General features: G+C 71.9%; 13 protein-coding genes. 9 read left to right on the forward strand and 4 right to left on the reverse strand.

Annotation, left to right across the window (positions count from 1 at the left end):
- The first annotated feature begins 244 nt into the window (after positions 1–244).
- Both ACFWJB_RS07755 and ACFWJB_RS07760 read left to right on the forward strand, forming a co-directional pair.
- Positions 245–1,513, forward strand: a complete 1,269-nt coding sequence (locus ACFWJB_RS07755) for a glycoside hydrolase family 1 protein (RefSeq protein ID WP_385467680.1) — start codon at positions 245–247, stop codon at positions 1,511–1,513.
- 10 nt (positions 1,514–1,523) lie between these two features.
- On the forward strand, positions 1,524–2,102 hold the full coding sequence (locus tag ACFWJB_RS07760; RefSeq protein ID WP_386920925.1) for a TetR/AcrR family transcriptional regulator: 579 nt from the start codon (positions 1,524–1,526) through the stop codon (positions 2,100–2,102).
- A 91-nt stretch (positions 2,103–2,193) separates the two neighbouring features.
- Here the strand turns inward: ACFWJB_RS07760 and ACFWJB_RS07765 are convergent, their stop codons facing one another.
- Together ACFWJB_RS07765 and ACFWJB_RS07770 are read right to left on the reverse strand one after the other, a co-directional pair.
- Positions 2,194–3,411 (reverse strand): serine hydrolase domain-containing protein, encoded by a 1,218-nt coding sequence (locus tag ACFWJB_RS07765; protein ID WP_385467677.1) that lies wholly within the window; start codon positions 3,409–3,411, stop codon positions 2,194–2,196.
- Entirely contained in the window at positions 3,408–5,762 is a 2,355-nt protein-coding gene (locus ACFWJB_RS07770) for a glycoside hydrolase family 3 C-terminal domain-containing protein (protein WP_386920927.1), read from the reverse strand. Before ACFWJB_RS07770 ends, ACFWJB_RS07765 begins: the two co-directional genes overlap by 4 nt.
- A gap of 232 nt (positions 5,763–5,994) precedes the next feature.
- Here ACFWJB_RS07770 and ACFWJB_RS07775 point away from each other — a divergent pair, with 232 nt between their 5' ends.
- A complete protein-coding gene (locus tag ACFWJB_RS07775) occupies positions 5,995–6,924 on the forward strand; it encodes an SGNH/GDSL hydrolase family protein (RefSeq protein WP_386920929.1) in 930 nt (309 codons plus the stop codon).
- Here ACFWJB_RS07775 and ACFWJB_RS07780 read toward each other — a convergent pair.
- Positions 6,914–7,573 (reverse strand): TetR/AcrR family transcriptional regulator, encoded by a 660-nt coding sequence (locus tag ACFWJB_RS07780; RefSeq protein ID WP_386920931.1) that lies wholly within the window; start codon positions 7,571–7,573, stop codon positions 6,914–6,916. The genes ACFWJB_RS07775 and ACFWJB_RS07780 overlap by 11 nt on opposite strands.
- 189 nt (positions 7,574–7,762) lie before the next feature.
- On the opposite strand from ACFWJB_RS07780, the gene ACFWJB_RS07785 reads away from it, so the two are divergent.
- From ACFWJB_RS07785 to ACFWJB_RS07810, 6 genes are all read left to right on the forward strand, one after another.
- Positions 7,763–9,292 (forward strand): ABC transporter substrate-binding protein, encoded by a 1,530-nt coding sequence (locus tag ACFWJB_RS07785; protein WP_386920933.1) that lies wholly within the window; start codon positions 7,763–7,765, stop codon positions 9,290–9,292.
- A gap of 76 nt (positions 9,293–9,368) precedes the next feature.
- Positions 9,369–10,310, forward strand: coding sequence for an ABC transporter permease (locus tag ACFWJB_RS07790; protein WP_386920935.1), 942 nt, complete (start codon positions 9,369–9,371; stop codon positions 10,308–10,310).
- The gene (locus ACFWJB_RS07795; protein WP_386920937.1) at positions 10,307–12,154 is read left to right on the forward strand and encodes a dipeptide/oligopeptide/nickel ABC transporter permease/ATP-binding protein; all 1,848 of its coding nucleotides are present in this window, start codon (positions 10,307–10,309) and stop codon (positions 12,152–12,154) included. The genes ACFWJB_RS07790 and ACFWJB_RS07795 overlap by 4 nt, the downstream gene beginning before the upstream one ends.
- Entirely contained in the window at positions 12,151–13,029 is an 879-nt protein-coding gene (locus tag ACFWJB_RS07800; RefSeq protein ID WP_386920939.1) for an ABC transporter ATP-binding protein, read from the forward strand. Before ACFWJB_RS07795 ends, ACFWJB_RS07800 begins: the two co-directional genes overlap by 4 nt.
- An 89-nt stretch (positions 13,030–13,118) precedes the next feature.
- The gene (locus ACFWJB_RS07805; RefSeq protein WP_386920941.1) at positions 13,119–13,844 is read left to right on the forward strand and encodes a hypothetical protein; all 726 of its coding nucleotides are present in this window, start codon (positions 13,119–13,121) and stop codon (positions 13,842–13,844) included.
- A gap of 1,095 nt (positions 13,845–14,939) precedes the next feature.
- On the forward strand, positions 14,940–15,602 hold the full coding sequence (locus tag ACFWJB_RS07810; protein WP_386920943.1) for a hypothetical protein: 663 nt from the start codon (positions 14,940–14,942) through the stop codon (positions 15,600–15,602).
- Positions 15,603–15,789: 187 nt separating this feature from the next.
- On the opposite strand, the gene ACFWJB_RS07815 is transcribed toward ACFWJB_RS07810, so the two are convergent.
- Positions 15,790–16,443: a fasciclin domain-containing protein gene (locus ACFWJB_RS07815; protein ID WP_385467649.1), complete on the reverse strand. Its 654-nt coding sequence runs from the start codon at positions 16,441–16,443 to the stop codon at positions 15,790–15,792.
- Positions 16,444–16,693: the final 250 nt, after the last annotated feature.

The following is a 16,693-nucleotide window of genomic DNA, read 5'->3' on the forward strand; positions in this document are numbered from 1 at the left end:
GGGGGGGCGGGGCCCCCGGGGGGGGGGGGGGGGGGCGCGCCCCCCCCGCCCCGCGCCCGCCCCCGCCGGGGGGGGGGGGGCGCCCGCCCCCCCCCGGTCCGTTCCGGAGGAGCGTGGGCCGGCGCGCCTTCCTGCCGGAGCGGCTCGGCCTGTACGCTAACACGAAAACCGATCAATGAACGCTTTTCACGGAGTCCGGTCCGGCGCCCGCGCCGGCCGGGTCCGAGGCGGAAGGAGCCCCCGTATGACACCCCCGACCGGGCCCGGTCTCGTGCTGCCGCACGGCTTCCTCATGGGAGCCTCCACCTCCGCCCACCAGGTCGAGGGGAACAACGTCTCCAGCGACTGGTGGGCCATCGAGAACCGGCCGGGCAGCTTCGTCGCCGAGCCCAGCGGGGATGCCGCCGACAGCTTCCACCGCTGGCCTCAGGACATGGACCTGCTGAGCGAACTCGGCTTCAACGCCTACCGGTTCGGGATCGAATGGGCCCGCGTGGAGCCCGAGAGGGGGCGGATTTCGCGGGCCGCCGTCGCGCACTACCGGGCCATGGTCCTCGGAGCCCTGGAGCGCGGACTCACACCGGTGGTGACGCTGCATCACTTCACCTCGCCGCGCTGGTTCAGCGAACTCGGCGGATGGTCGTCGCCCGAGTCGGCCGACCTGTTCGCGGCCTACGCGGCCGTGGCCGCCGAGGTGCTCGCGGCCGGCGCCCGCCATGTGGCCACGATCAACGAACCCAACATGGTCGCGCTGATGCACGCCCTGAAGCAGGAGGCCGCCCGCACGCCGGACCTCGGCCGCTCGGGCGCGGCGGCCTTCGACCCCGGCTCCCTGGAACCGGACGCCGACGTGACGAGGGCGCTGATCCGGGCGCACCGGGCCGCTTTCTCCGTACTGAAGGCCGCCGACCCCGAACTGCGGGTGGGCTGGACCGTCGCCAACCAGGTCTACCAGGCCGAGCCGGGCGCCGAGGCGGTCGCCGCCGCGTACGCCGGTCCGCGCGAGGACGTCTTCCTCGAGGCCGCCCGCGAGGACGACTGGATCGGCGTACAGGCCTACACACGGCACCGGATCGGCCCGGACGGTCCCCTGCCCGTGCCGCGGGGCGCCGCGACCACACTGACCGGCTGGGAGGTGTACCCCGAGGCGCTCGGCGAGGCGGTACGGCACACCGCCGCCGTGGTCGGCCCGGACGTGCCCGTCATGGTCACCGAGAACGGCATCGCCACCGACGACGACGCGCTCCGCGTCTCCTACACCACCGGGGCGCTGGCGAGCCTGGCCGCCGCGATGCGCGACGGCGTGGACGTGCGCGGCTACCTGCACTGGAGCGCGCTGGACAACTACGAGTGGGGTTCCTACCGGCCGACGTTCGGCCTCATCGCGGTCGATCCGCACTCCTTCGCCCGGTGCCCCAAGGAGTCGGCCCGCTGGCTGGGCTCGGTGGCCCGTTCCGGGCGCCTGCCGGAGGCCGCCGCCGCCACGGCGGCCGGCGTCGTCGGCGCGGGTTAGGCTGGCCGGCATGGCGAAACGGGGCCCGTACGAGAAGGGCGAGGCGAAGCGCAGCGAGATCCTGCACGCGGCTCTGGAGACCTTCGCGGCCGAGGGATACCGGGGGACGTCGCTGCGCAAGGTCGCCGCCCGGTGCAATCTCAGCCTCCCCGGGCTGATGCACTACTTCGATTCCAAGGAGGACCTGCTCACCCAGGTGCTGCGCATGCGCGACGAGACCGCCCGGATGCGGCAGGACGAGCGCACCAGTCCCGAGAGCTACCGGGAGATCATCCGGGAGGGCGCCAGGACTCCCGGTCTGGTGGAGCTGTTCGTGTCCATGGCGGCGGCCGCCAGTGACACCGCGCACCCCGCGCACGCGCACTTCGCCGAGCGCTACCCGGTGCTGCGCGAACGGGTGGCCGCGTACGTGCGCAAGGCGATGGACGAGGGCCGCATGACCACGGTGGTCCCGCCCGAGCGGCTGGCGGTGCTCCTGTTGGCGGTGGCCGACGGCATCCAGTTGCAGTGGCTCATCGACCGGTCGACGGACATGGAGCAGCCCATCGACGACGTCATGCGGCTGCTCGCTCCGCAGCGGGAGGACTGACCGGGGCCGGCCGGTGGACCGCCAGGGGGCGGGGCCCGTGCGGGCCCCGCCCCGTCCTGCTTCCCCGTCCTTCCGGCCGGCGCGAGTGGAGTCAGCCCCGACAGGCGCCGGCTGTCTCCCGGACCGCCTGCGTCCACGGCGTCCACCGCGGGTCGGGTCCCGCTGACGGCTCCCAGGACATGGCCGTGCAGACATAGCCGACGGCCAGGCCGCTTCCCGGATGCGCCATGCCGAGGCGGCCGCCCGCACCGGCGTGGCCGAAGGAGCCGTCGCCGAGCAGGGGTTCCCCGGGGCGGGGCAGTTCGAAGCCGAGGCCGAAGCGGGACCGGTCGGGTCCGTCGACGAGGCGCAGGGGCCCCGGCGGCGGCAGGTGGTCGGTGTGCGGGGCGCGGGCCCGGTCGACGGCGGGCACGGACAGCAGCCGTACGCCGTCGATCTCGCCGATGAGCGCTGCGTACAGCCGGGACAGCGACCGGGCGTTGCCGATGCCGCCCGCTGCGGGAAGCTCGCCTGCCCTCCCCCGGCGCGTACCCAACGCCTCGACCGTCGCGGCCAGTTCGCGGGCCGAGGCGCGCAGGGCGGTACCCAGCCGGTCACCCGGCGCGAGGCCGAGGCGGCCGACCGCAGCGTCGATCTGTGCGTCGCCGGGGACGGGCCGGACGGTGAACTGCGGGACGAACCTGGGCTCCTGCGACCGCGGCAGGCCCATCCACAGGTCCAGCCGCAGAGGTCCGGCCACCTCCCGGGCGAAGAAGGTTCCGATGCTCGTTCCCGTCACCCGCCGCACCACCTCGCCCAGCAGGTGGCCGTAGGTGAGGGCGTGGTAGAGGTACGCCGTTCCCGGCTCCCAGACCGGCCGCATCGCCGCGAGCGCACGGACGGGGCCGTCCCCGTCGAGGAGACCGGGCAGGCCGATGCCGGCCGGGTCGTCCGTGAAGGCGGGCAGCCCGGCCCGGTGGGCGAGGAGGTCGGCCACGGTCGTCTCCGCCTTGCCGGCCGCGGCGTACTCCGGCCAGTACCGCGCCACGGGCGCCCGGAGGTCCAGCAGGCCGCGTTCGGCCAGGAGATGGGCGCAGACAGCCGTCAGCCCCTTCGACACGGACATCAGCACGGTGACCGACTGGGGTCCGAAGGGACGGCCGGGCGGCGCCGCCGTGCCCTCGGTCCACAGGTCGACGACCGGCCGGCCGTGGTGGTGGACGGCCAGCTGGGCGGCGCCGGGGTCATCCGCCTGTCCGTGGGCGAAGGCCTCGCGTACGGCCTCCCAGCCCGGTCGCACCCGGCCCCGCACCACCGCGACCGCGCTCACCGGGTCGCGTCGCGCGGAGTGTCGTCGCCGTGGGTCGCACCGCCGCTCGTGGCGACGGCGGCGGCCAGTTCCCGCACCGCCTCGGGCGACACCGGGCTCTGCGGGAACTCGGAGATCACGTCGAGCGGCATCCCGGCGAGGAACCGCCGCATCACCGGGTCGTCCATGGCGCTGTTACCGGGCGCCTCCGCTCGCGCGCGGGCGCGTGCGAACCGCTCGGCCAGCAGCGGTCCGCCCACGGGATGCCCCAGCCACTCCGCGAGCGTGTTGCGCCCGGTCAGGCGCAGCCGCGAGGGATCGCCGTCGAGGGTGAGGTCGGCCGACAGCCGGATGTCCCGCGACGAGGCACCCGCCTCGATGCGGTGGACACCGCCCTCGACCCGCCAGCCGGTCTCGCGTTCGCTGTAGTGGGCCAGGTCGGCGCGTGTCAGCTCCACCACCGCCTCCCGGCTCTCTCCCGGGGCCAGGAACACGGAGGCGAAGGCCCGCAGTTCCCTCGGCGGGCGGGCGACCTCGGAGCCGGCCGGCCCGGCGCTGTAGAACTGGACCACTTCGCGGCCCGCACGGTCACCGGTGTTGGTGACCGTCACCGCGACGGTGAAGGCCGTGCCGTCCTCGCCGAGGTCCACGCGCAGGCCGGAGTAGGCGAACGTGGTGTAGGACAGCCCGTGGCCGAAGGGGAAGGCGACCTCGCGGCGCGCCGCGTCGTAGCCGCGGTAGCCGACGAACACGCCCTCGCCGTAGCGGACCCGGCCCTCCTCGCCGGGGAAGGACAGGTGGCTGGGGCTGTCCTCCAGGCGCAGCGGGATCGTCTCGGCCAGTTTGCCCGAGGGGTTGACCGCGCCGAACAGCACCCGGGCCAGGGCGCCGCCGCCCGCCTGGCCGAGCAGCCATCCCTCCACCACGGCGGGCACAGTCCCGTGCCAGGGCGAGGTGCGCACGGCGCCGCCGTTGGACAGCACCACGCACACCCGGTCGTTGACGGCGCGCACGCGCTCCAGCAGGCGCAACTGATCGGCGGGCAGGTCGATGTGGGTGCGGTCAAAGCCCTCCGACTCGTCCTGCGCGGCGAGGCCGAGGAAGAGGACGACGGTGTCGCTTCCGGCGGCGAGCCGCACCGCTTCGTCCTCGTCGGCCGTGGCCGGTCCGGTGCCCTCGGCTCCGGCGAGGGCGTAGCCCGGGGCGAATTCCACGCGGGCACCCTCGGCGAGCCGCCGCAGGCACTCCAGCGGTGTGTCGAGGCGGGTGGGTGTGACCTGGGAGCTGCCCGCGCCCTGGTAGCGGGGGGTGCGGGCCGGCTCGCCGATGACGGCCACGGTGCCGGAGGCCGGGTCGAGGGGCAGGATCCCGGTGTCGTTCTTCAGGAGCACGACACACCGGTCGGCTGCCTCGCCGGCCAGGCGGTGGTGCTCTTCGGCGGAGAACCCGCTGCCGGGCCGGGCGCCTTGCGTCGCGCGCCGGGCGAAACGGGCAAGGCGTTCGACCGCGGCGTCGAGGACCGACTCGTCGAGGTCGCCGCGGTGCACGGCGGAGACGACCTCGCGGTCGGTACGCCCGCCCGTGCCGGGCATCTGGAGGTCGAGACCGGCACGCAGGGCGGCGACCCGGTCGCGGACCGCGCCCCAGTCGGACATGACGATGCCGTCGAAGCCCCATTCGGTGCGCAGGATGTCGGTGAGCAGCCGCGTGTTCTGCGACAGCGGGACGCCGTTGAGCGCGTTGTAGGAGGCCATGACGGACCAGGGGCGGTCGCGGCGGACGATGCGTTCGAAGGCGCGCAGGTAGATCTCGCGCAGTGGACGCTCGTCGACGTCGGCGCTGACGCGCATGCGGTCGGTCTCCTGGTTGTTGGCGGCGTAGTGCTTGAGTGCCGCGCCGACGCCCGCCTCCTGCAGTCCGCGGACCATGGCGCCGCCCAGTTCCGCCGTGAGCAGGGGGTCCTCCGAGAAGTACTCGAAGTTGCGCCCGCACAGGGGCGACCGCTTGATATTGATGCCGGGTCCGAGCACCACGTGCACGCCGTGGGCCGAGGCCTCCGCGGCGATCGCGCCGGCGACGCGGCGGGTGACGTCCGGGTCCCAGCAGCTGCCGAGGGCCACGGCCGGCGGGAAACAGGTGGCAGGTGCGGCGCTGTGCAGGTCGAGCTGGCCGCCGTCACCGCTCTCCTTCGGCAGCCGCAGACCGTGCGGGCCGTCGGACAGGGTGACGGCGGGAAGGCCGGCCGCGGAGAGGTCCGTCGTGACGAAGTCGCCCGCGCCGCTGGTCAGCGAGGCCTTGTCGGCGAGCGTGAGGGACGGTGCCGACAGGCCGGGCGGGGTCGTCCGCGCGCCTGTCGGGGGCTGCTGGGTCATACGCGCACCTCTTTGGTTCCGGTGAGGCAGGTGAGTGCGGGGTGGAGGGGAGTACGGGCGGGTGAAAGTGCAAAAACCGTAAAGTGATCGGTTTTTACTGTCAAGGGTTCTCTACCCGCCGGTAGTCGGGGCGGCCGACACCGTCCGGCCTTGTGCGCACGCCCTATTGACGACCAGAAACCGTTCACCGTACGGTTTTCGCATCTCCCCACCGACGAATCGAGGAGCCGCCATGTCTCGGTCCAGCCAGCCGGCCGGTGCGCCACCCGCAAGACGCGCGACGCTGCGCACGGCACGGCACGCGGCCGGCGTCGTCGCGGCCGTCGCCGCCCTGATCGGCGCCACCACGGCCGCCTCGGCGGCCCCGGCGCCGGCGCCCGCGGCCGGGCGGAGCGCCGCGGAGGTGCACTACGTCGCACTCGGCGACTCCTTCAGCTCCGGACTCGGCATCCCCGAACAGACCGACCCCCTCTGCGGGCGCTCCTCGGCCGACTACCCCACTCTGGTGGCCCAGGCGCTGGGCGCCGCCACGTTCACCGACGTGACCTGCGCGGGCGCCGAGACCCGTCACATGACAGCGCCTCAGGACACGGTGCCACCGCAGCTCGACGCCCTGCGCCCGGACACCACCCTGGTGACGCTGGGCATCGGCGGCAACGACCTCGACCTGACCGGCGTCATCACGCGCTGCGTGCTCCTGGGGTACCTCGCCCCGCACGGGGCGCCGTGCAAGGGGAGTTACACGCTGTTCGGCACCGACGAGATCGGTTCCCGCATCGAGGCCACGGCACCGCGCGTCGAGGCCGTCCTCGACGAGATCCACGTTCGCTCCCCGCACGCCCGGGTGCTGGTGGTCGGATATCCGGCGATCTTCCCCGACGACGGCACGGCCTGCCGGGAGACGGTCGCGCTCGCCGAGGGCGACTTTCCCTGGCTCCGGGACAAGGCGAAGCAGCTCAACACGACGCTCGCACGCCAGGCCGTCCTGAATGACGCCTCGTATGTCGACACCTACGGCCCCTCCGTCGGGCACGACGTGTGCCGGCCGGCGGGCGTGCGCTGGATCGAGCCCGAGGACACCGCCGCGGCGGCCGGGTTCCACCCCAACGCCGCCGGGCACCGGAGTACGGCCGATGCGGTGCTCGCCGCACTCACCCGCTGACGTCCGCCTCCCGCACACCGCCGTCCGGCTCGAGACCCAGCCGGACCAGGTAGTCCCGCACCAAGTCCTCCATCGCCACGGCTTCCGGCTCCAGCAGCCACTGCGTCTGGAGCCCGTCCATCAGCGCCAGCAACTGCCGTGCGACGACCGCCGGATCCACGGCGGGCGGCGGGTCGGCCGCCGCCCGCAGCGCCTCGACGAGCACGGTCAGCTCCTCCCGCAGGATGCGGTAGCGCTCCTTGAAGTAGTGGTGGGCGGGGTGCCCCGGGTCGGTGGCCTCGGCCGACAGCTTGGTGTAGAGAGCGACCAGGCCCGGGGTCGCGCTGTTACGGGCGACCAGCCCGACCAGCATCCGCAGCCGCTCGGCCGGTACCGGCTCGGGCGCGCCCGGATGCGTGATGCCGGGGAACACCGACTGGGCGTCCGTCCGGTCCCGGTGGCCCAGCACCGCGGTCAGCAGGGCCTCCTTGCCGGCGAAGTGGTGCAGAACTCCGGCGTGGGTCAGCCCCGCGTGCGCGGCGATGTCCCGCAGCGATACGGCGTTGAAGCCGGCGCGGGAGAACAACTCGGCCGCGGATTCCAGGATGCGGGCCCGCGTCCGCTCGCCCTTGGAGAGGCGACGCGGGGCGTCCTCGGGTCGTGCGCTCACTGCGGCGGTCTCCTCTCGTCGTCACCGGTGGATCGCGGGGCAGCACGGCCCCGTGAGGATGCCCGGAAATTACCAGCCGGCCGACCTCACCGCGAGAAAAACCTACCAAGTGGTTAGTTCTGCGGTTAAGCTCACCGCCCATCTCGTCCGGGACGACCCACCCCCGGCCCTCCACACGGAGTGAACCTCATGACCAGAACCATCCGAACCGGGGCCGTGGCCGCCTGCGTTGCGGCATCGCTCGCCCTCGCGGGATGCACCGACTCCGGCACCGCCGCCACCGGCTCGTCGGCCCTGAACATCGCGACCATGACGTTTCCGCAGAGCCTCGACCCCGCCCAGGCGGTCGGCAGTGCCCTGCCGTTCTTCCAGGCCACGTACGACACCCTCGTCAAGCGTGAGCCCGACGGCGAGTTCCGCCCCATGCTGGCCACCGCGTGGAAGTACAACGCCGATCGCACCGAACTCGCCCTCACCCTGCGCAAGGACGTGAAGTTCGCGGACGGCACCCCCTTCGACGCGGCGGCGGTGAAGGCGAACATGGAACGCTTCGCCAAGGGCGGCGGCGCCGACGCCAAGTGGCTGAAGGACCTGGAGTCGGTCGAGGTCGCGGACGCCTCGCACGCGACGCTGAAGCTGAAGCAGCCCAACCCCGCGATGATCTTCTACTTGAGCGACGCGGCCGGCCTGATGGCAAACCCGGCCGCCTTCGCCGGGGGTGACGCTCTCAAGACGACTCCCGACGGCACCGGCCCCTACCGTCTCGACAAGGCGAAGACAACGGTCGGCACCAAATGGGTCTACCGGCGCAACCCCGACTACTGGGGCGGTCACCTCCCCTACGAGACGCTGACGATGAGCTTCTTCGACAACGAGACGGCCATCGTCAACGGCCTGAAGACCGGCCAGGTGAACGCCGCTCTCCTGCAGAGCGCCGACCAGCAGATCAGCATCGAGTCCGATCCCCGCATGAAGACGACGAAGCAGGAGTTCGACTTCCAGGGACTGCTGCTCTTCGACCGGGGCGGGAAGCTCACCCCGGCGCTGAAGGACCCCCGCGTCCGCCAGGCACTCAACCTCGCCATCGACCGGAAGACGATGCTCGAGGCCATCCGCCAGAACCGGGGCGAGGCCACCTCCCAGGTCTTCGGCCCCGACACGCACGGGTACGACAAGACGCTCGACACCTATTACGCCCACGACCCGGCCAACGCCAAGGAGTTGCTGCGGGCGGCCGGGTACGCCGACGGTTTCACGCTCAAGCTCCCCCGCATCGCGGCCATCGTCAACGACGCGCTCGCCGCCTCGCTGGCCGGCGACTTCGCGGCCGTCGGGGTGAAGCTGGTCTGGGACGACCTCGACGGTGCCTCGGCGGTGCAGAAGGTGTTCACCGACCGCGCGTACTCCGGGATGGTGATGAACATGGGCCAGTCCTCGTCGGACTGGGTCGTGGTCGACGAACTGGTCAACCCGGGTGCCTTCAACATGTTCGGCACCACCGACGCCACCGTGCGGGAACTGCTCCCGCGGATCCAGTCCGGAACGGCCGGACAAGCCGGAACGGCGGTGCGCGAGCTGGGCGAGCACCTGGTGAAGGAGGCGTGGTTCGTGCCCTTCTACCGGATGAGCTACCTGCACGTCTCGGACGGATCGGTGACCATCCGCCCGCAGTCCGGCATGGCCGTCCCGTCGATCTACAACTACTCCCCCGCCAAGTGACCCGGGAGTGCCCGGAGCGGTGCGGGCAGCCGACGCCCGCACCGTCCCTGGCGGCCCGTCACGGATACCGAGTGCCATGCTGAACTTCATCGCCCGCCGGATCGCCTCCGGCGTCCTGCTCCTGGTCGTCATCTCCCTGCTCAGTTACTTGCTGCTGTCGATCCCCGGCACCGACGTCGGCCGGCAGCTCCTCGGCCAAGGCGCCGATCAGGCCGCCGTCGACGCGAAGAACGCCGCCCTCGGCCTGGACCGGCCGGTGCTCCGCCAGTACGCCGACTGGCTGGTCCACGCCGTCCGCGGCGACCTCGGCACCTCGTGGTTCACCAGCGAGGACGTCACACAGGCGGTGCTGGGCCGGCTGCCGGTCACCCTCAGCCTGATGACCGGCGTCACGCTGGTCACCACGGTGGTCTCCTTCCTGCTCGGCATCCTGGCGGGAGTGCGGCGCGGCGCCGTCGACCGCTTCGTCCAGGTGCTGGGCGTCGTGGGCTACGCACTGCCCGGTTTCCTGGTGACGCTCGTCCTCGTGCTGGTCTTCGCGGTCCGCCTGAACTGGTTCCCGGCCATCGGCTACATCCCGTTCGCCGACTCCCCCGGCGGCTGGCTGTCCACGGTCACGCTGCCGGTACTGTCCCTGTCGGTCGCCTCCGTGGCCGGCGTCTCCCAGCAGGTCCGCGGCGCGGTGATCGACGTCCTGCGCCAGGACTACGTCCGTACGCTGCGCGCCCGTGGTCTGCCCGCCTCCCGGGTCGTCTTCCGGCACGTCCTGCGCAACGCCTCCGCGCCCGCGCTGTCGGTTCTCGGCATGCAGTTCGTGGGCCTGCTCGGCGGTGCCGTCGTCGTGGAGCAGATCTTCGGGCTGCCCGGCATCGGCAGCATGACCGTCACCTACACGACCCGCGGCGACATCCCCGTGATCATGGCGCTGGTCATGCTCACCGTGGTCGGGGTCGTCCTGATCAACCTTCTGGTCGACATCATGATCGGCTGGCTCAACCCCAAGGCGAGGGCCGCATGAGCGAAAACCTTCCGGCCGACGTGCCCACTCCTGTGGCGAGCCCTCCCGACAGCGCTGCGCGAGCCGCGGGCCCCGGGGCGGCGTCCGGTCGCCGCGTGCTGCGACGCCTGCTGCGCAACCCCCTCGGCGCGGGGTCCGCCGCCGTGCTCCTGCTGCTCGTCGCCGCGGTCCTCCTGGCGCCCTGGCTCGCACCGCAGGATCCCTCGGCCGCCTCGCTCGGCCAGGCCTTCGCCGACCCCGGCGGAGCGCACCCGCTGGGCATGGACTCCGCGGGCCGGGACATCCTCTCCCGCATCCTGTACGGCGGGCGCAACACCCTCGGCGGAGCGCTGATCGCCCTCGGCATCGCCCTCGCCGTCGGCGTGCCGGCCGGGCTGTACGCCGGTTACCGCGGCGGCCGGTTCGACTCCGCCGCCAACTGGACGGTCGACCTCGTCATGGCGCTGCCCGCGATGGTGGTGCTCCTCGCCTCCCGCGCCATTCTCGGTCCCCGTGTGTGGGCGCTGATGGTCGTGCTGGGCGTGCTCGCCGCACCGAGCTTCTACCGCCTGGTGCGGGGCATCGTCACGGGCGTGCGCAAGGAGTTGTACATCGACGCCGCGAAGGTCTCGGGCCTGTCCGACACCCGCATCGTGGCCCGTCACGTCCTGATCGTCGTACGCGGACCGGTCATCATCCAGGTGGCGCTCGTCGCCGGTGTCGCGATCGGCCTGCAGGCGGGCCTGGAGTTCCTCGGCATCGGCAGCGGGTCGACGGCGACCTGGGGCGCGATGCTCAACGAGGCGTTCCAGAACATCCAGCGCGCGCCCCTGCTGATGCTGTGGCCGGGCCTTGCCCTGGGGCTGACCAACGGTGCCCTCGTCCTGTTCGCCTCGGCCCTGCGCGACGGCTTGGAGGACCGCGCCGGCCGGCCGGCCGCCACCCGCCCGCGGGCCGCGCGCCGCCGCACCTCGCCGGTACCCGTCGACAAGGACCGGGACGTCGCCGGGGGTACGCCGGGCGAACGGGCCGGACTGCTGTCCGTGCGCGGGCTGACCGTGGCGTACGCGCAGCCGGACGGCACCGAGAAGGAGGTGGTGCACGGCGTCGACCTCGATGTGCGCGCCGGGGAGATCGTGGGCCTCGTCGGCGAGTCCGGCTCCGGCAAGACGCAGACCGCCTTCGCCGTGCTCGGGCTCCTGCCCGACGGCGGACGGATCGGTGAGGGCAGTGTCCTGGTCGGCGGACGGGAGGTGACCGGGCTGCGCGAACGCGACCGCCGCACACTGCGGGGCCGCACCGTCGCCTACGTCCCGCAGGAACCGATGAGCAATCTCGACCCGGCGTTCACCATCGGCAGCCAGCTCATGGAGCCCATGTGCCACACCCTCGGCCTCTCACGGCGGGAGGCGGCGCGGCGCGCGGTCGAGCTGCTGCGGCTGGTGGAGATCCCGCAGCCCGAACGCACGGTGCGGCTGTACCCGCACCAGATCTCCGGCGGCATGGCCCAACGGGTCCTCATCGCCGGCGCGATGTCCTGCGATCCCGAACTCCTCATCGCCGACGAACCCACGACGGCACTCGACGTACGGGTCCAGGCGGAGGTCCTCGACCTGTTGCGCCGGCTGCAGCGGGACCGCGGACTCGGCGTCCTCCTGGTCACCCACGACTTCGGGGTCGTCGCGGATCTGTGCGACCGCGTCGCCGTGATGAACGGCGGCCGGATCGTGGAGACAGGCACCGTCGAACAGGTCCTGCACTCACCCGAGGACCCCTATACCCGCACTCTGCTCGATGCCGTCCTCGACGAGGCTCCGGCACGTGGTCCCTGGCAGCCCCGAGAGGCGAGGAGCACCGCCGTATGACCGCCGCCGACGTCACCGAGACCGCCGATCCCGCCGTCGCGGCGGACGCCCTGCTCCAGGTGCGGGACCTGCGGGTGTCCTTTCCCGGCCGCGGCCGGCGCGCCCCGCGGACCGAGGTGCTCAAGGGAGTGTCCCTCGACATCCGGCCGGGTGAGACGCTCGGCCTGGTCGGGGAGTCCGGGTCGGGCAAGACCACCATCGGACGCGCCGTGCTCGGCCTGGTGCCGGTGCGGTCCGGCTCGATCAGCTTCGACGGAGAGCTCGTCCACGCGGCCGGCCGCGCCCGCCGCCGCGCACTGAGCCGGGACATCCAGGTCGTCTTCCAGGACCCGTACACCTCCTTGAACCCCTCGCTCACCGTCGGGGACACCCTCGCCGAGCCGCTCGTCGCGCACGGTACGGGTCCGCGGGAGGCCCGGGACCGGGTCCGTGACCTCCTCGACCGCGTCCACCTGCCCGCGGACGCTGCCCACCGGCTGCCCCGCGAGTTCTCCGGGGGCCAGCGGCAGCGCGTCGCCATCGCCCGGGCGCTGGCGCTGCGTCCCCGGCTCATCATTTGCGACGAGCCGGTATCCGCACTCGACCTGACGACACAGCGGGCCGTGCTCGACCTGCTGCTGGACATCCAGGAAGAGACCGGGACGGCGTATCTCCTCGTGACGCACGACCTGTCCGTGGTGCGCTTCATGAGCCACCGGGTGGCGGTGATCCACCGCGGGGAGATCGTGGAGACGGGTGACGCCGCCGATGTCACCCGGGCTCCCCGGCACGCCTACACCCGGGCACTGATGCTCTCCGCGCCCGTGGCGAACGTCGCCGCACAGCGCCGGCGAAGGGAGGCGGAAGAGCCTTGCCGACTGACGGGGGCGCCGTAGGTCGATGTCGATCTTCGGCACACAGTTGCACCAACGAGCCCCGTACCACATCCGTCACACACATGCGGTGGCAGCATTAGGCTGACCGGATGACCGCTGATCGCACAGCAGCCAAGTACCGCCGCGTCCTCGCCCTGGTCGGCGCGGCCGGCCTCGCCGTTGCCTGCAACGCCTGTTCTTCGTCCGGGAGTTCCGGCGGGGCCGCCTCGGGCGGTGAGAGGCTGTCCTACGACCGGGTCGCCTCGACGGCGAAGCGGCTGACGGATACGTCCGCCTGCCCGTTCGCCCTCGACCCAGCGGCGGCGCTGAAGGCTGCCGGGGCCGAACGGACCGTCACCCCGGCGGCGACCGGCGGCGACCCCGCGGTTCAGGGGACCGTCGACCCGGGCCGGCCGGCCCAGGCCTGGCCCAGCGGGCAGCCCACGCCGTCCGGGGTCCCCTCCATCCCCGCCGTCCCGCCGAACGCGTCCGTCGTCTGCAACTTCACGGCTTCGCAAGCCCCGGTGCAGATCGACCTCGTGGCCGTGTCCGAGGGCGGGGTGGCGGTGAACCTGGCGCTGCCGCAGATCGCCGCCCTCGGCAACCTCGGCGCCGACGAGGTGATGGCGTTCTCCAAGGACGAGCCCGGGATCGGCCAGACCAGGGTCACCCCGGGCCGGGGCACGGTCGCCGTCGCACGGGTGGCGGTGGCGGGCAAGGGCGACTTGGTGCTCCTGGTCTCCCAGGGATCGACCGTCACCAAGGCGGACCCGGCCCTGGCCGGCGAGTCGCTCAGGAAGGTCGCCGAGGCACTCGCGGCCCAGTTGCGGCCGTAGGCGGGACCCACGGTTCGTGGGCTGAACTGGATCGAGGCCGAGTTTGCGGCCTCGCGCTACTTCGCGCTCAACGGCACTGATCACCGCAGCCACCATGAACAGAACGCCGCCATCGCCGCCTACGTCCGCTGGCGCGACACCCGCGCGGAACCGAAGACGAACCCGGGGGGGGCGCCCCGTCCACTGTCGACGACGCTGCTCGAGCAGGGCTTTACGATCACTGGGCAGGAGTTCCACAGCTCCGCCCCGGCCGTGATCAGTTCCACTACCCACTCCTGATCGTCTTCTGAGCGGCGCCTTGGCTCCCATGCCCATGCCCATGGAGTGGGGGAACCAGAGCGCGGGCGACGGGCTTGGTACGGCGGGCTGGTCAGGCGGCGTGTAGCTGCAGTTCTGCCGGCCGGTGTGGGGCTGGTCGTTCTGGGCACGGTGTTCGTCGTACTGCCGGAGGTGGTGGTCGACCAAGATCTCGCCGGGGCGAGCGTCGCCGCGCAGGCGCGCATCTGCGTACACACCTGCCCTGGCCGCCCGCTGGGCCCCAATCACCGGCGGCAGACGTGCCCATCAACGACATCGCGCCCCTGGAGACCCGCGCCGCCGACGCCCAAGTGGCGCTGACCGCGCTCGGCGTGCTGTGCCAGCACAGGGAGCAGTCCGGCCAGCTTTCTCCAGACAACGCGGGGACAGACGACACCGCGATCCGCTCGAGCCACGGGAGGCCAGAGCCTGCACGCCTGAGGAGCGCAGGCGGCCGTGTCATAGCCGGCGTCAGAAACTCCTACACTGCCTGCGGTTGTCTCAACCAGGGGCCGATCCCTGCCCACGGCGGCCTGTGGCCATCAGCGCGATGACATCGGCGTGACCGCCGTTGCTTCCGACAGTCAAGCTCTCCAGTGCACACACTACGGTCGTGGACGTGGCTTGTCCCCGCCTCCTCCGGCCAAGCCTGCCCGGCGTCTGTTCCGGCAGGCGGAACGCTTTCGTGAGCGGGTATCTCTGCGCAGTACGAAGGGGGAAGGGCTGATGAGTAAACCGACGTCACCTGTCACGAGGCGGCGCCTTCCGGCAATGCCTGTCTGGCGGCGGCAACCTCCCGTGCTCGAGTCACGCCGCTCCAAGAGACAACGCGCGGTCGCTGAGCTGCGGGCGCAGGGCCGCTACGGTCCGGAACTGCGCGACGTACTGCCCGCGTTCACTGGCCTCGTTCTCGCCGTCACCGTCCTGGTCACGACCCTGGCCTGGCTGTACCGTGCGCTGGGCGCGGGGGGCCTGGTGCTAGGCGTAGCCCTGCTCACGGCCGCCACAGTTGTGGGGTGGCGCGGGCGCCGTACGGCAGTTCGGCGGCGCGGTGGCATCTACACGCCGGCGGAACTGATGGCACAGGATGAGCGCGGCCTGGCGGTAGCTGCCGAACGGATGCTGCGGCGTGACGGCTGGCACGTCATCTCCATGCCGGACGCAGGTCGCCCTCGGCTCTACGCACGCGATCGCAGCGGCCGCCAGCTCGATGTTGGGTTCCGCCCGGCAGACGAGACGCCAGTGGACCGGGACACGCTCGCCGGCCCTGCCCCCACCCTGCGCGAGCCCGGCCGCCCCGGGGTCAACAGCCTGATCCGCGTGATGATCAACCAGGGCTCGTACAGCCGCACGGAGATACTTTCGGCCGCCCGCCAGGGCGGCGTCCACCTGATCGACGGTCACTTGTTGCAGAAATGGGCCGCCGGGACCTCCCTGGACGCACTGGGCCTGCCCAGCTGACAGCCACGTGGCCGTACCACGCGGGAGCCCGTCGGGTGCTGGCCCCAGCCCCGCTACCGCCCAGCCCGCACCCTCGGTGGCAGCCCTGGCCGCCGGCCTCGGCCGCCGCCTCGGCCGGTCACCGAGCGGCGTCCGGCCCCTGCACCCGCACCGGGCTCACCCTCTGCCAGACGGACCTAACGGAGTCCTAGTAGGAGGGTGACGGTGTCGTTGGGGTGGCAGTCGGCGGGACGAGCACACCGTCGACGATGTATACCGTCGCGTTCTTCGTGGGGATGTTGCCGCAGGCGATCGGTACGCTGCCGTTCACCTTGAAAGAGTCACCGGAGCCAGTGGTGGTGAGGGTGCTGCCCTCAAGCGTGGTGAACGTGCCGTGAGGCAGTTGCGCCTTGGTGATCTTCTTGTGCTCGACCACATGGTAGGTCAGCACCCTTTTCAGCTGAGCGCTGTCGTTGAGAAGCGCGTCCCTCTTGGCGGCGCCGAGTTTGTTGAACGCGTCGTTGGTGGGCACGAAGACGGTGCTGTCCTTGAGACCATGCAGAGTGTTCGCCAGGTCGGTCTTCTTGATTGCATCGGCCAGCATGGACAGGTTCGGGTTGTTGGCCACCGCGGTTGTGATGTTCTCGTGCGCCATCTGTGCGGCACTTCCGTTGCCGCTCTGCGGCAGCATGGAACAGCCTGCGCCGAATGGTTGCTCGCTCGGTGCCGGCGACGCTGTGTCGGTGGCACTCTGCGACGAATCGGAGGCCGAAGCCTGGGACGTCAGTACGCCCAACGACAGCGGGAGGCTCAGCACTGCTGCCGCTGTGACAGCGGTGCTACGGACGCGCACGGACTTCATACCAATTCCTCGTTCCCTATGAAGGAGGGCTTGGGCCTGGGGTCGACTGATCTACTGCGACCACCTGAAGAGGGCTTCGCGCGCCGGTTGGGAACACGCACCACACCGGCGGACCCATCGCTCCCATCTAAGCGCACATCACGTCACCCGGCATCTTTCGAACCGGTACGGCTGACCTCAGCGGTTCGGGACAAGTGTGAAAGGCATTGAACGTGCACTCGTCCATCCAGGCCGCCATACGCCTCGTACC

Source organism: Streptomyces sp. NPDC127100 (assembly GCF_042724095.1).
Lineage (GTDB): Bacteria > Actinomycetota > Actinomycetes > Streptomycetales > Streptomycetaceae > Streptomyces.

Coding starts and splice junctions, on each gene's coding strand:
- ACFWJB_RS07785 (WP_386920933.1), top strand. CDS start 7,763: ATGACCAGAACCATCCGAACCGGGGCCGTGGCCGCCTGCGTTGCGGCA.
- ACFWJB_RS07800 (WP_386920939.1), top strand. CDS start 12,151: ATGACCGCCGCCGACGTCACCGAGACCGCCGATCCCGCCGTCGCGGCG.
- ACFWJB_RS07760 (WP_386920925.1), top strand. CDS start 1,524: ATGGCGAAACGGGGCCCGTACGAGAAGGGCGAGGCGAAGCGCAGCGAG.
- ACFWJB_RS07805 (WP_386920941.1), top strand. CDS start 13,119: ATGACCGCTGATCGCACAGCAGCCAAGTACCGCCGCGTCCTCGCCCTG.
- ACFWJB_RS07795 (WP_386920937.1), top strand. CDS start 10,307: ATGAGCGAAAACCTTCCGGCCGACGTGCCCACTCCTGTGGCGAGCCCT.
- ACFWJB_RS07775 (WP_386920929.1), top strand. CDS start 5,995: ATGTCTCGGTCCAGCCAGCCGGCCGGTGCGCCACCCGCAAGACGCGCG.
- ACFWJB_RS07815 (WP_385467649.1), bottom strand. CDS start 16,443: ATGAAGTCCGTGCGCGTCCGTAGCACCGCTGTCACAGCGGCAGCAGTG.
- ACFWJB_RS07755 (WP_385467680.1), top strand. CDS start 245: ATGACACCCCCGACCGGGCCCGGTCTCGTGCTGCCGCACGGCTTCCTC.
- ACFWJB_RS07790 (WP_386920935.1), top strand. CDS start 9,369: ATGCTGAACTTCATCGCCCGCCGGATCGCCTCCGGCGTCCTGCTCCTG.
- ACFWJB_RS07770 (WP_386920927.1), bottom strand. CDS start 5,762: ATGACCCAGCAGCCCCCGACAGGCGCGCGGACGACCCCGCCCGGCCTG.